The sequence below is a fragment of the Rhodococcus sp. B50 genome, from assembly GCF_013602415.1.
In the GTDB taxonomy this organism is placed as follows: Bacteria; Actinomycetota; Actinomycetes; order Mycobacteriales; family Mycobacteriaceae; genus Rhodococcus.
This window is the reverse complement of the sequence record NZ_WPAG02000003.1, coordinates 600,334-613,395: the sequence shown is the minus strand read 5'-3', so window position 1 is coordinate 613,395 and position 13,062 is coordinate 600,334. Positions and strand designations below refer to the sequence as shown.

The following is a 13,062-nucleotide window of genomic DNA, read 5'->3' as shown; positions in this document are numbered from 1 at the left end:
TTCGAGTCGTCGGCCGGGGACGCCGGACACCCCAGACGGATTGTGCGCTCTGCAAGCATATGTATGATTGCACGATATGACAGTCGGTGTCACGAAGTTTCGCGAACGGCCGACACAGGGTCGTTCGCAATGACCAGGAGTTGAAAAATGGCAAACCGTCTCATGGGCAAGACCGCAATCGTTACCGGTGCCGGTTCGGGGATCGGACGAGCAATCGCGCTGCGGTTCGCCGCCGAGGGCGCGACTGTCCTGGCCTCGGACGTCACTGAGGGAGTCGAGGCCATAGCACGCGAATCGGAGCTCATCTTCCCGTTCCGATGCGACGTCAGCAGCGACAGCGACGTCGCCGCACTGGAGGCGGAGGCACAGTCCAGATTCGGCGGCCTCGACATCCTGGTGAACAACGCAGGTATCGGCGGGGCATCCGACACACCGCTGCACGAGTACCCGATCGAGGTCTTCGACAAGGTCCACAGCGTGAATCTTCGCGGTGCGTTCCTCGTGCTCCAGGCCGGCCTACGCCTGATGCTGGCCAGCGGCGGTGGATCGGTGGTGAACACCGCCTCCACCGGGGGCTTCCGCGCGACTCCGGGGTCGAGCGGCTACATCATCTCCAAAGGCGGAATGGTGATGATGACACGTCAGGCCGGCTATGAGTATGCGGCGCGCGGTATTCGGGTCAACGCGATCGCACCCGGCACGATCCGCACGCCGATCCTGGACAGCGCCCCGGACGAGGTCGTCGCGAGGCTCGAAAGCCGGTCACCAGAGGGGCGACTGGGTACCGCGGACGAGGTCGCGAACTTGGCACTGTTCCTGGCATCCGACGAAGCCACACACATCATCGGCCAGTGCTACGTCATCGACGGCGGCCGAACAGCGGGCTGACGCGGGGATTCAGGCGTCGGCCGACATCCAGGCGTTCCGGCGCGACGAGCGAGGTGCGAGGGGGCCTCGATGTCGGATTCGTCGGAGATGACCTCGGCGAGTTCGACGGCCGGGAGTAACAACTCGTCGTGTGGGGTCGTGCTCCTCCTCATCAACATCCCGGTAATCGTTCTGCTGTTCACCTCAGGGCGGCGCCTGATCCCTGCGTACCGCGTCCCGACCATCGATACCTTCGTGGACTTCACCGCCGTCGTACTCTCGATGGCCGGCAGTCTCCCGCTGGTTTACGCCGTCAGAACAGTCGCAAGTGACTACGTCACGACCGCGGTGGTCGATCAGTCCTTGACCTGACCAACGTCTCGGTTTCCATGTCGGGCGATAAGTCTCGCGCGAATGGGATTCTACTCGGATAGTAATTCGTGTTCGATCGGGCGCGGTAGTCCAGCGAGGAATGCCGGCGTTGCCGGATGTAGAAGATCTCGATGTAGTCGAAGATCGCGTTCGCGAGCTCGAGGCGGGTCTTCCACTTCTTCCGGTTGAGCAACTCGGTCTGCATTGACGACCCGAACAATTCCATCATCACGTTGTCCAGCCCATCGCCGACAGTTCCGAAGGACGGCATGAGCCCGGCAGCGCGGATCTTGTCGCCGAAAGCCCCCAGGATACTCCGAGCACTCTGCAACATACGTCGATGGGACCTCGGCGGCGGCCAGGCGGTCGATCACCGGGTGGACCCTTGTGGGTGAGGCTTGTCCTCTCCAAGAAAATTTGGCTCTCTTGTCATGAATGTGGGTGACGGTCGGTGTGGTATGGGAGAGTCAGCGTGACCGGTCCGCAGGTGAGCATGACCATCGCGAGCGCATTCTCCGCGGTGTGGAATCCGTAGGCCCGGCGAATGATCAACCGGACCTTGTTGTTCAGTCCCTCATGGCGTCCATTGGCCAGTCCCCGGGTCACTGCAGCGAGGATGCCGCCCTGGTGTTCCCGGATCGTCCTGCCGACCTTGACGAACTGCGGGATGCGGCACCGCTGCGCCCACGAACACCATCGTCCGAGCATGGTGAGTACCTGCTCGGCGTCGAGGTCACCGGCAAACACCGCCCGCAGGGCCTCCTTCAACTCGTAGGCACGCATCAGAGCACCACCGTGGCGTTTGAGTGAATCGAGGGTGGATTGCTGTGTGGCGGTGAGGTTGTCGGGATTCTTCAACAACGCCCACCGGGCTCCCTTGTAGGTTTTCGCGATCTGCTTGTCCGACAGGGTGCGCGCGAGTTGCCACTGACGGCGGCGCACGTCGTCGAGCGCGGCGGTGGCCAATTTGACGACATGGAACGGATCGAAACAGATCGTCGCCTGCGGGGCGTGGGCGCGCACCGACTTCCGATAGGCCGGACCGAGGTCCATCTTTCGCCGCCTCGACCTTCTCGGCCGCGTCGGCGGGCAGCGCGCCGGTGAAGAACTCGTCGAGGGCGGCGGCGGACTTGCCTTCGGTGCCCCACACGATCGTTCCGGTGTCGTGGTCGGAAACCAGGGTCAGGTACTTGTGGTGTCGGCGCCAGGAGATCTCGTCGACGCCGATGTCGACCAGATCCGCCAGCCGGTCCGGGTCGAGCTTCTCGGCGGCGACCCGGGTGCACATGGCGCCGACGGTGCGCCAGGTGATTCGGCAGAACACCGACACGGTGGACTTGTCACACTTGGTGGCCAGCCACACCGCCAGGTCCTCGAAGTCGCGGGTGAACCCCGATCCGGGGCGGGCGAAGTCGACGGCCTCCGCCAACACCCCGCGCTCCGGGCAGTGCAGTCGCCGGCGCCGCAGGGTGAGCACACAGATGCGTCCGCCCAGGTCCAGGTGCCGCCACGACGAATCGACGTCGCGGGTGTCGTAGCGGTGGCGGGTCGAATAGTCGCAGTGTGGGCACCGCATCCGGTGGCGTTTCGGACGCACCGCGACCCGTACCCGGTCATCGACGATCTCGACGTCGCGGACGGTGGTGTTCGGCAGGCACAGCAGTCGGGTGAGTAGTGTGGTGGCGCGCACGGGTCAGCTCCAGCAGGTGGATGAGTGTAGGAGCTTTCGACCTTACGAGCGGCCCGTGCGCCCACCACTTACCACCTGTCCATACCACATACCCGGGCATCCACATTCAGAGCAGTAGAGCCGAAAATTTGATGCCTGCAGGATGATCGACAGTTCCGTTCCGAGCTCTCGGATTCGCCTGCGGGCAGCGCGCAGCTCTGCAGGTTCGGCAGTGGAGTTGCCCGGTATCTCTCCGCGATCGATACGGTCCTGCTTGAGCCATGTGTGCAGACATCCGGCGCTGATACCCAGTTCGTAGGCGGTCTGGTTGACCTGTTTGCCGGATCGAACCAACGCGACGGCTCGGGCACCAAACTCGGGAGGATAGGGACGAGGCATGGTCGGAGCCTTCCAGGAAGGCCATCGATTCATCACCGGATTCGGAAACCAAACTGTGGGCAGCTCGCCATGTCAACTAGCCTAGTGTTACGAGTCAGGAGTTCCATACATAATAGTAGGATCAGTGGATAGCGCGTACTGGGCGGCCGAAGGCCGAGCTGGTCCTGTCCGACGACGAACGTTCCGCGGTGGAGGGCTGGGTGCGGCGCTCGTCGACACCTCAGGCGTGGGCGTTGCGATGCCGGATCATCCTCGCCTGTGCGGACGGCATCTCGAACAAGGAGGTGGCCGCTCGCCTCGGTTCGACGCAACATGCGGTGGGACGCTGGAGATCTCGCTTCCTCGAGCACCGCATTGCAGGCCTCGGGGACATGCCCCGATCGGGTGGGCCGCGATCGGTGACCGATGCCCAGGTCGCCGAGGTGGTGACCCGGACGCTCGAGACGACACCGAAGAACGCGACGCACTGGTCGACGCGGACGATGGCGCAGGAGATGGGCCTGTCGCAGTCGACGGTCTCGCGGATCTGGCGGGCCTTCGGGTTGCAGCCCCACCGCACCGAGGGCTTCAAGCTCTCGACCGATCCGTTCTTCGTCGACAAGGTCCACGACGTGGTGGGCCTGTATCTCGATCCGCCGGAGCGGGCGCTGGTGTTCTGTGTCGACGAGAAGTCGCAGATCCAGGCGCTGGACCGGTCGCAGCCGGTGCTGCCGATGATGCCCGGCGTGCCGCAGCGGATGACCTCCGACTACGTGCGTGCCGGCACCACCACCTTGTTCGCCGCCCTCGACGTCGCATCGGGAAAGGTGATCGGGTCACTGCATCGCCGCCACCGTGCCGACGAGTTCAAGAAGTTCCTCATGACCTTGGACAAGCAGACCCCACCGGGTCTGGATCTGCATCTGGTGCTCGACAACTACGCCACCCACAAGACGCTGGCAATCAAGGCGTGGCTGCTGGCGCATCCACGGTTCCACCTGCACTTCACCCCGACCGGCTCGTCCTGGCTCAATCTCGTCGAGCGGTGGTTCGCCGAGTTGACCAACAAGCAGATCCGCCGCGGGGTACACAAGTCGATTCAGGCTTTGGAGAAGGACATTCGGTCCTGGATCGCACAGTGGAACACCGACCCGAAACCCTATGTGTGGACCAAGACCGCGGACGAGATCCTCGAACGCCTCGCGTCATATTTGAACAGAATTCCTGACTCAGAACACTAGGGCGTGTTTCAAAAGGTCGCTGTCTCATAGCCACTGACTGATTGCGGCGATCTGGACGGTGGCCAGATACCGCACTGCGAGCTTGTCGAAGCGGGTGGCCACCGCCCGGAACTGCTCGAGTTGGTTGATGCCGCATTCGACGGCATGCCGCTGCCGGTAGACGGTGCGGTCGAAGACCGGTGGTCGCCCACCATCGAAGCCGCGGTTGCGGCGGTGGGCGAGCTGATCGGACGGGATCGCCAATGGTGGCCTTGATCCCACGATGGCGCAGGTAGGCCCGGTTCGCTCGGGAGCTGTAGGCCTTGTCCGCCAGCACCCGATCCGGTCGCGTGCGCGCCCGGCCGGCACCGAACCGGGGTACTCGGATCGCGTCCAACACGGCGGTGAACTGCGGACTGTCCCCGTGCCGACCGGCTGTCAGCAGCAGCGCGGGCGGCCGTCGATGCTGCTCGCACGCCAGATGCAGCTTCGTCGTCCACCCACCACGGAAGCGACCCAACGCGTGGTCGGCCGGTTCGGTCGCAACACCACCGGGCGGTTCGACCTGCTCGCTGCCGTGGTGGCGGGCGCCGGCGGCGTGCTGATGCGCCCGCATGATCGTCGAGTCGACGCTGACGTCCCAGACGATCTGGTCGGCGGCGTCGGCGATGGTCTGCAACCGGGTCAGCACGTGTACCCAGGTGCCGTCACCTTGCCAGCGGCGGAACAGCCCGTAGACGGTGTGCCAGGGTCCCGCCACGGGGCGCCGACGCGAATGCGCCAGCGGATCCCGTCGATGAGCTGCGTTTCGGCCACTTCGATGGACGGCCGATCTTCGTCACGCAAGGCAGCAGCGGAGCCAGACGCGCCCCCTGCGCGTCGGTGAGGTCCGCTCGCCCCGATACCGCTACGCTGGGCACGAGGTCTCCGGGATATTCAGGTTGCGCTTGTCGCTAATACAGATTAATTATCTACCTGTTATGCGTTCGCGACAACCCGGCCGGGTCGCGACTGCGACCCGGCCAGTGCGGTGAAGACAGCACCCCGCGAGGTGGTGGACTTCGGATCAAGTGGCGCCACCGCGTCGTGATCAACGAGTCGTGCTGAATGCTAGCTAATTTCGAGTACCCCGCCCGCGCGTGGGCGGGCTCGGCGGCGGCGTGTTCCTTCGCCGCAATGACCGCCCTGAGTTCGACCATGGAGACGTCGGAGACGTAGCGCCGGGTGACCTGCCACTCGTCGTGCTGTTCGATCACCACCGTCGCCTGGCGCAGGAACGCCGCCGGGATCGAGAGGATCTCCACGACATCGGCGCGGCGCAGGTTCCGCATGAGGTGCACCCGGCATCGCCGCCATGCGGCGCCGGTGAATTGTTGCATGACAGCAGCCTTCAGCCCTGAGTGCGTGAGAATCTTCGGTTCCACGTACCCGGAGGTCGTCGACACCGCCTTGCTCCGGTGGGTTCTTCACGGAGTCCACTGCGCCACAACGCGCATCTGTAAAAATACCGTTTGTGTCTTTACAGATTCGGTGACCTTCAATACAGTCAAGTTCCGAAATGATCTATATCACACCCCGCGTTAGAGTCACGACTCCCCCAGCAGGCACTGTTCCTGGCGCCAGAAAGCGCCTGAACTCAAGACAAAGGAGCCAACCATGGAACGAACGGCCCGCGGGCGTTACGAGACCATTCTCGACGATCCCGATTTCGCCGTCATGGACGATGGCACCCGCTTCGCCGCGTTCTTTCTCGGTGACGGCGAGACCGATCCGGCGGTGTTTCCCATGGAGGTGGGACCCAACTTCCGATCGCCGGTCCACTACCACAAGACCCACTACATGTCGATCATTCTGCGTGGTTCCCTACGTGTCGGTAAGAAGTGGTACGGGCCCGGCGACATCCGCCTCCAGGAGAAGGGTTCGGTCTACGGACCGGAGGAGGCGGGACCCGAGGGCTGCTTCATGCTGAACATCTTCGCCGACCGCCGCGGCTTCCATCCCACCGTGCTCGGCGAACCGGAGCAGGATCTTCCCCCGGTCGAGCCGCACGTGCTTCTGAGTCAAGTCTGGAATGCGCTCGCAGAGAAGCACACAGACTCCGCCTCCGTGTCGACCGCGAGGTGATGCGGCGCCGGTGAGCAAGGAGCTTGCACTTGCAGCCCTCGAACGGCATCGGCTGCACTTCAACAACGCAGATCGGGAGAGCTGGCTCCGAAACGTCACCGAGATCCCCTTCATCGAGGAGCCGGCGGGCAGCCCGGTACGCCATGGGTGTGAGCATTTCGGCTCGGTCATGGACGCTCTGGTCGAGCGTGGAATCGGAGCAACCATCGCACCTCCGACTCTGGCGATCGTCAATGGGGACCAGGTGGCAGCACACCTGACAGTCACCACCGTGGCAGCCGGTATCGAAACGACAAGTCATGTCATCGATGTCTTCGAGATCGCTCGACGGTATCCGTGCCTTCGTCGATCCGCAGGCCTTGGAGACGCTTTCATGACACCACACCATGCAGATCGGGTTGCCCGGTTCGATCCGCGAGCAGATGTCCTGATCACTTTTCCCTCGATCGATGCAGGCGTTCCCAGTGATTCGACTCCAGTTGTGGAGACTGCGCCGTGATCGCCGATGAAGACCGGCCGTTCGAAAGCAGCCCAGAGGGCCAACCGCACTCAATCGATCCCATCGCCGTAGTTGCCAATCCACAGGTTCGAGCGGTCTACGAACACCTGGTGTCGGTTGCGCGCCCCGTGACACGGGACGAAGTATCGACTCAGGTCAAGATCAATCGATCCACGGCGGCGTCACATCTCGATCGCCTTGCGGCCGCCGGCCTCCTGTCGGTGTCGTTTGCGCGCCCCCCGGGCCGAGGAGGCCCAGGGGCGGGGCGGCCCACAAAGCACTACGCCGCAAACGATGTCGAGTTGCAGGTCAACGTACCTCCTCGCAGGTACGAGTTTCTGGCCGACATCCTCGCAGAGGCCACCGCCGATTCGGACGACGACCGGTTGATTCGGCGATCGGGCGAGATCGCCTTCGCTCGCGGCCATCAGCATGCCTCGCAATTCTCGTGCACCCGCGAGGATCCACTGGTGTTCCTTTCCGAAACGCTCAGTCATCTCGGCTACATGGCGCACCACAACGGAAACAGTCGAATCCAGCTCGGCAACTGCCCATTTCGCCGGGTATCCGAATCGAGTCCTGAGGTGGTCTGCACGCTCAACGAGCGATATGTGGCAGGCTTCATCGCAGGATCAGGGCTTCGTGATGCGCTGAGGGTGGTCGGTGATGGCGTCGCCCCGAGTTGTTGTGTCACTGTGACTCTTCGAAGTCCACCGGATGGTCCGGATCCCTCGACTGTCGAGAGTGCGACGACAGGTTGATATTTCGCTCACCGCCCGGCCGATACAGCGGGGCGCGATTTCAGGTGCAATGGACCAGCTCGATGACCGCTCCGTCTTGTGATGCGCGAATCCTCTCTCGGGGAGCGGTTTCGAGCGAGAGAGGTGTCCATGAACCCTCCGTCCGATCCGGTCACCACCGACCAATTGTGTGGCGCACGACACGCTTGTATGGTTATGCAAGACACGGAACAGTGCAACAGTTTAACTACTTAACGAGACGCCGCTCGATCCACGCGAGTAGCGGAAGGCCTTGCGCGGGTGGGAAAGTGGCGTAACCCGGGCAGAGTCAGGACGGCATCGCGACCCAAGGGCGCGTCGGCCGGTGCACTTCACGCTCTTCTGAACGCCCGGTCGCATCGAGATGATCTACGCAGCGACAAATGGAGGAAATGTGGCGCCGTTCGACGGACTTCCGTCCCGTAGTGAGAATGCCCAGTCGGGCTGGTCCTACCTACCCATCGGGGGAAGCGGCGATTCGTCCTCCGTCGCCACCGGCACCATCGACCAGCTGTTTCGGGAAACCGCGAGCAGATGGCCGGCATGGGACGCGATCCGGTGGCTCGAAGGCGACACGGTCCGCGCCGTCAGCTGGGACGAACTGTTCGTGCGATCGACTGCGGTGGGCCGTGCGATCCGCCACCGAGAACCCAGAAATCGCAGGGTCGGTATCGCCGGCCGCGATCGCGTGCAATGGATTTTGGCCATGTATGGAGCGGCCCGAGCCGGGTGCTCCATCGTGCCGCTCCCGGTCCGGGACACGCCGGACGGTGTGGCGGCGCGCTGCGATCACGCCGACCTCGACCTCATTGTGTCCGTAGGAGGCACCTCGTTCGCCGACAAGGTCCCTGCTTCGGTGAAAGTCGTTGACGTCGCGGAACTCGAGGCCGAGGGCGGATCGATGACCGGAGATCCGGAAGGAGCCGCCGCCGACGACCCGTTCCTGTTGCAGTTCACGTCCGGGACCACTGGCCGGCCGAAGATCGCCGTGCTCACCCACAGGGCGGTCCTGGGGGCAGCGCAGCACTACATGGCGGCGGCGGGAGCCGACGACGGCACCACCATGTTCAATCCGCTCCCCCTCGACCACATCGGTGGGTCGGTCGGTGCGGTCATATGTTCGTTGTGCATCGGCGGGGCGTACGTCGCGGTGGACAAGCTCGACCCCGCCACGATCGTGCGGACCATTAGGCTTGTTCGGCCGTCCATGGTCGGCCTCGTACCCACGATGGTTCTCGATATCTTGGCCCTGGACGGCGTCACCGCCGAGGACTTCGAGTCGGTGGAGACGATGATCGGTGGGGCCTCGAGTGTCGAACCGGCGATGATCGACTCGATCGAGGACAGGCTGGGGATCCGATTCGTGGTCGCCTACGGTCAGAGCGAAGCGCCCGTGATGACGATCAGCGCCCGTGACGACCCCTTGTACGAGCGGACGCGGACCCTCGGCCGGCCATTGCCGGGACGCGACTACTGCGTGGTGGACGGCGATCGGGTCGTCGCGGAAGGTGACGTGGGCGAATTGTGTGTTCGCGGTCCACTGATCATGGCGGGATACCTGCGCGACAACGGCACGATCGAACCCGCATACGACGAGAACGGATGGATGCGCACCGGCGACCTGTGCTCGATGAGCAATGGCGTGGTCAAGTTCCATTCCCGCCTGCGCGACGTCGTGGTCCGCGGAGGAGAAAATCTGTACCCGGCGGAAATCGAGTCGGTGCTGGCCGGATGCGAGGGAGTGCAGGAAGTCGCCGTCTTCGGCATACCGGACGAGCGACTCGGCGAATGTGCGGTCGCGGCGGTCCGTGTATCCGTCGGTTCCCCTCTCACCGAATCCGAGCTGGCAGCATTCGCGGAATCGAAACTTCCTCGCAGAATGCGCCCTACCAGGTGGTTCATGGTCGACGATTTTCCGAGAACCGCCACAGGAAAGATTCGAAAGGCCGAATTGTCGGCGCGATTGACCTGAGCGAACGGAGTCCTGCAGACCGTTGCGGCAGTGTTCCGCGACGCCATCCGCTACGTGACGCAACCTTCTCGGATCGGCGGGCCACCGTGTTGCCAGGCAGGTCCGACGATCCTGAACAGCCATACGACCCACAAGAACAGGGGTGTCGATGTCGAACCACAACGCCGAATTGAGTTCCTCCGCGAGTAGGAGAGCTGGTCTAGCGGGTTTTCTCGGAACCCTGATCGAGTACTTCGAATTCATCAGTTACGGCCACCTGGCCGTGGTGATCTCTCCGCAGTTCTTCCCCAGCGACAATCGAGCAACTTCGATCCTCTCGGGACTTCTGGTATTCGCCTCCGGATACCTGGTGCGTCCTCTCGGCGGCATCTTCTTCGGGTGGCTGGGCGATCGCCACGGCCGCAAGACCGCCTTGGTCGCCACCGTCGTGATCATGGGTACCGCGTCCGTGGCGATCGGTGTCCTGCCCACCTACGCTGCGATCGGTCTGTTCGCTCCGATTCTGCTGGTCGCAGCACGACTCGTCCAAGGATTCTCTGCCGGTGGTGAGATCATCGGATCGGCAACCTATGTCACCGAGTCTGCTCCCCAGGGCAAGAAGGGCTTCTACAGCGCACTGACTCCTCTCGGGTCGACGGCGGGGGTCGGACTGGCCGGCATTGTCGCGGGGATCATCGCCCTGTCGGTGACGTCATCCGAGATGAGTGATTGGGGCTGGCGGATTCCGTTCCTGCTCTGTCTTCCGCTCACCCTCGTCACGCTGTGGGTTCGGATGGGGCTCGAGGACTCCCCGGAATTCCGGCGAATGGTGGAGAAGTTCGAAATCGTGAAGACTCCTGCGCTTGCTGCGGTACGCGCGTATCCGAAGAACATCGCCCGTGTCGCTCTGTTCGCGATGGTGGTGAACATCGTCGGAAGCGTGGGCACCACCTACATGACGGTGTACCTGATCGGCACATTGGAGATGCCGCCGGCGCACACCTATCTCCTGCTCGGGTCAGTGCTCGTCTTCAACGGGTTGGGCATGCTCCTGGCCGGCCGGCTCATGGATCGGATCGGGCCGGTTCCTGTGCTCGCAATCGGTCTGGTCTGCTCGCTCGCCATTGCGATCCCGCTCTTCATGCTGATCAATACGACCACCAGCCTTCTTGCTCTCGCCCCCATGATGGCGTTGTGGCAGCTGGCGACGGGGACCCAGAATCCGCCCATGCTCGGTATGGCCACAGCCCTGTTCCCGCCCCACATCCGGTACTCGGGTGCGGCCCTGGCGTTCAACATCGGTGTGATCTTCGGTGCAGGGTTGACGCCGTCCGCCACACATTTCGTGGTGAGCGTCTCCGGCAACAGCTTCGCACCGGCGTATCTGGTGATGGTCGCGTCGCTGGCCGGACTCGTGGTCCTCGCTCTGTCGCGACGCTCGATCGACAGAGCCATAGGGCGCACGGCTGTGGCTGCGGGTGCGGGTGCGGGTCTCGACGAGGAATCCACGGTGAAGGTGACTGGTTGAGTCCTGCGGACCAGTGCTCGTCCGTAGGGCTCCACTTACGAGGGCGGCGCCGGAACCGCGCGACTACCGCGCGCCCGTTGTCACCGGGTGCGCGGAGCGGTCGTCGGTCGCCGCGACCGGCCGGGCGGGATGCGGGATGAACAGCGCCACCACCACCGTCGCGAGTGCCGCGAGACCCGCCAGCGCGTAGACGAGTTGGAACGCCGCGGGCGCGGGCACCGCCAGGCCGGCGACATCGACGGTGACGGTGGTGAGCAGCGCAGCGGTGAGGGCGCTGGAGATGGCGGTGCCGATCGAGCGGGCCAGTGCGTTCAGACCGTTGGCGGAGGCGGTCTCGGTGATCGGAACCGCATCGAGGATCAGCATCGGCATGGTGGCGTAGGTGACGGCGGTGCCGATCATCACGAACACGGCGCCGAGCGCGATCTGCAGAACGGACCCGGCCGCGAACACCCGGACCACGTAGGAGGCGAGCAGGATTCCCGCGCCGGCCACCAGGGTGCGATTCGCCCCGAACCGTTCGATCGCACGCGCCGAGATCGGCGCGAACACCACCATCATCAACCCGGCGGGCACCAGCCACAGCCCGGCCGCCAGGACCGACAGTCCGAAGCCGTGGCCGGTGTCAGCGGACAACGTGAGCTGCTGGGTGGTGGTCAGCATGTTCGCGTACATGGAGATGCCGAGCAGCAATCCCGCGACATTGGTGAGCAGCACCGGCCGTCGCCCGGAGGTGCGCAGGTCGACCAGTGGCATGCCGATCCGCAGCTCCAGCGGGAACCAGACCGCGAACGCCAGCACGGCGACGGCGGCCGCGATCAGCGTGCGCGGGTCGGTCCAGCCCCAGGTGCCGCCCTTGGAGATCACAAGCAGCAGCGCGACCAACGCTGCTGACAGCAGCACCGCGCCCCCGAGGTCGAAGCGTCCCCCGGTGCGGACCGGCGACTCCGGCACCACCAGCAGCACCGCAGCGAAGAGCACCGCGCCGGCCACCGCCGACATCCAGAAGATGGATTGCCAACCCAGGTGACCGTAGAAGAGACCCGGCAGCGGCAGCCCCAACGCCGAGCCGATGCCCAGCGTCGCGCTCATGAGTGCGGTCGCCCCCGCGACCTTCTTCGCAGGCAGTTCGTCGCGCATGATGGCGATGGCCACCGGTACCAGCGCCGAGGCCAGCCCCTGCAGGCCGCGGCCGATCAGCACCGTCAGGAAGGTCCCGCCGACCGCGGCCACGACCGAGCCGAGCACGATGGTGCCGAGGGACACCAGCATCATCAGCCGCTTGCCGAACATGTCCGCGAGCCGGGACAGGATCGGGGTGGCGACCGAGGCGGTCAGCAGCGTCACCGTCACCAGCCAGGAGACGCTCGCGGAGTCCACACCGAGGATCCCGGGGAACTCCTGCAGCAGCGGGACCACCAGAGTGTGCTGCAGGGCGACGACGATGCCGGACAGACACAGCACGCCGGTGATCAGACGATCGGAGCGCCGGTCCGATGTCCGCGCGAATCTCCGGATCATGCGGCACACCGCTCGCGCGGCGCGCCCATCGAGGAATCCGATTGTGGGGCGATGATCATGCGTCTCCCGATTCGATCCGCGGCGCCGCGAGCGCCGCTGTTGTGCTGTGCTGTGCTGTCGGTGGGCGGCTGACGTCGCGGCGCCCGTCGACCGG

10 protein-coding genes and 5 pseudogenes are annotated in these 13,062 nt (G+C 64.4%); 8 read left to right on the top strand and 7 right to left on the bottom strand.

Going from position 1 to position 13,062, the window contains the following annotated elements; all coding sequences use genetic code 11:
* The first annotated feature begins 147 nt into the window (after positions 1 to 147).
* Together GON09_RS27215 and GON09_RS27210 are read left to right on the top strand one after the other, a co-directional pair.
* A complete protein-coding gene (locus tag GON09_RS27215) occupies positions 148 to 888 on the top strand; it encodes an SDR family NAD(P)-dependent oxidoreductase (RefSeq protein WP_244867059.1) in 741 nt (246 codons plus the stop codon).
* Positions 889 to 1,026: 138 nt separating this feature from the next.
* A complete protein-coding gene (locus GON09_RS27210) occupies positions 1,027 to 1,239 on the top strand; it encodes a hypothetical protein (RefSeq protein WP_244867169.1) in 213 nt (70 codons plus the stop codon).
* A gap of 85 nt (positions 1,240 to 1,324) precedes the next feature.
* On the opposite strand, the pseudogene GON09_RS27205 reads toward GON09_RS27210, so the two are convergent.
* From GON09_RS27205 to GON09_RS27195, 4 genes and pseudogenes are all read right to left on the bottom strand, one after another.
* Positions 1,325 to 1,540, bottom strand: a pseudogene (locus tag GON09_RS27205) (IS3 family transposase); the annotation flags it as partial.
* A gap of 128 nt (positions 1,541 to 1,668) precedes the next feature.
* Entirely contained in the window at positions 1,669 to 2,292 is a 624-nt protein-coding gene (locus GON09_RS28615; RefSeq protein ID WP_280521710.1) for a transposase, read from the bottom strand.
* Positions 2,293 to 2,359: 67 nt separating this feature from the next.
* Positions 2,360 to 2,815, bottom strand: a pseudogene (locus GON09_RS29080) (helix-turn-helix domain-containing protein); the annotation flags it as partial.
* 237 nt (positions 2,816 to 3,052) lie between these two features.
* Positions 3,053 to 3,307: pseudogene (locus GON09_RS27195) on the bottom strand (transposase); the annotation flags it as partial.
* Between the two features lie 128 nt (positions 3,308 to 3,435).
* On the opposite strand from GON09_RS27195, the gene GON09_RS27190 reads away from it, so the two are divergent.
* Complete coding sequence (locus tag GON09_RS27190) at positions 3,436 to 4,527, top strand: IS630 family transposase (protein WP_213935252.1); 1,092 nt, start codon at positions 3,436 to 3,438, stop codon at positions 4,525 to 4,527.
* A gap of 24 nt (positions 4,528 to 4,551) precedes the next feature.
* Here GON09_RS27190 and GON09_RS27185 read toward each other — a convergent pair.
* A pseudogene (locus GON09_RS27185) lies at positions 4,552 to 5,426 on the bottom strand (IS5 family transposase).
* A 186-nt stretch (positions 5,427 to 5,612) separates the two neighbouring features.
* A pseudogene (locus GON09_RS27180) lies at positions 5,613 to 5,909 on the bottom strand (transposase); the annotation flags it as partial.
* A gap of 253 nt (positions 5,910 to 6,162) precedes the next feature.
* On the opposite strand from GON09_RS27180, the gene GON09_RS27175 reads away from it, so the two are divergent.
* The 5 genes from GON09_RS27175 (at position 6,163) to GON09_RS27155 (ending at position 11,387) form a co-directional block, all read left to right on the top strand.
* Complete coding sequence (locus GON09_RS27175) at positions 6,163 to 6,630, top strand: cupin domain-containing protein (protein ID WP_213935055.1); 468 nt, start codon at positions 6,163 to 6,165, stop codon at positions 6,628 to 6,630.
* A gap of 10 nt (positions 6,631 to 6,640) precedes the next feature.
* The gene (locus tag GON09_RS27170) at positions 6,641 to 7,129 is read left to right on the top strand and encodes a hypothetical protein (protein WP_213935054.1); all 489 of its coding nucleotides are present in this window, start codon (positions 6,641 to 6,643) and stop codon (positions 7,127 to 7,129) included.
* Positions 7,126 to 7,890, top strand: coding sequence for an ArsR family transcriptional regulator (locus GON09_RS27165; protein ID WP_213935053.1), 765 nt, complete (start codon positions 7,126 to 7,128; stop codon positions 7,888 to 7,890). The genes GON09_RS27170 and GON09_RS27165 overlap by 4 nt, the downstream gene beginning before the upstream one ends.
* Positions 7,891 to 8,302: 412 nt before the next feature.
* Positions 8,303 to 9,880, top strand: a complete 1,578-nt coding sequence (locus tag GON09_RS27160) for a class I adenylate-forming enzyme family protein (protein ID WP_213935052.1) — start codon at positions 8,303 to 8,305, stop codon at positions 9,878 to 9,880.
* Positions 9,881 to 10,028: 148 nt separating this feature from the next.
* Positions 10,029 to 11,387, top strand: a complete 1,359-nt coding sequence (locus tag GON09_RS27155; protein ID WP_213935051.1) for an MFS transporter — start codon at positions 10,029 to 10,031, stop codon at positions 11,385 to 11,387.
* 63 nt (positions 11,388 to 11,450) lie between these two features.
* Here GON09_RS27155 and GON09_RS27150 read toward each other — a convergent pair whose 3' ends face one another.
* On the bottom strand, positions 11,451 to 12,908 hold the full coding sequence (locus GON09_RS27150; RefSeq protein WP_213935050.1) for an MFS transporter: 1,458 nt from the start codon (positions 12,906 to 12,908) through the stop codon (positions 11,451 to 11,453).
* Between the last annotated feature and the right edge of the window lie 154 nt (positions 12,909 to 13,062).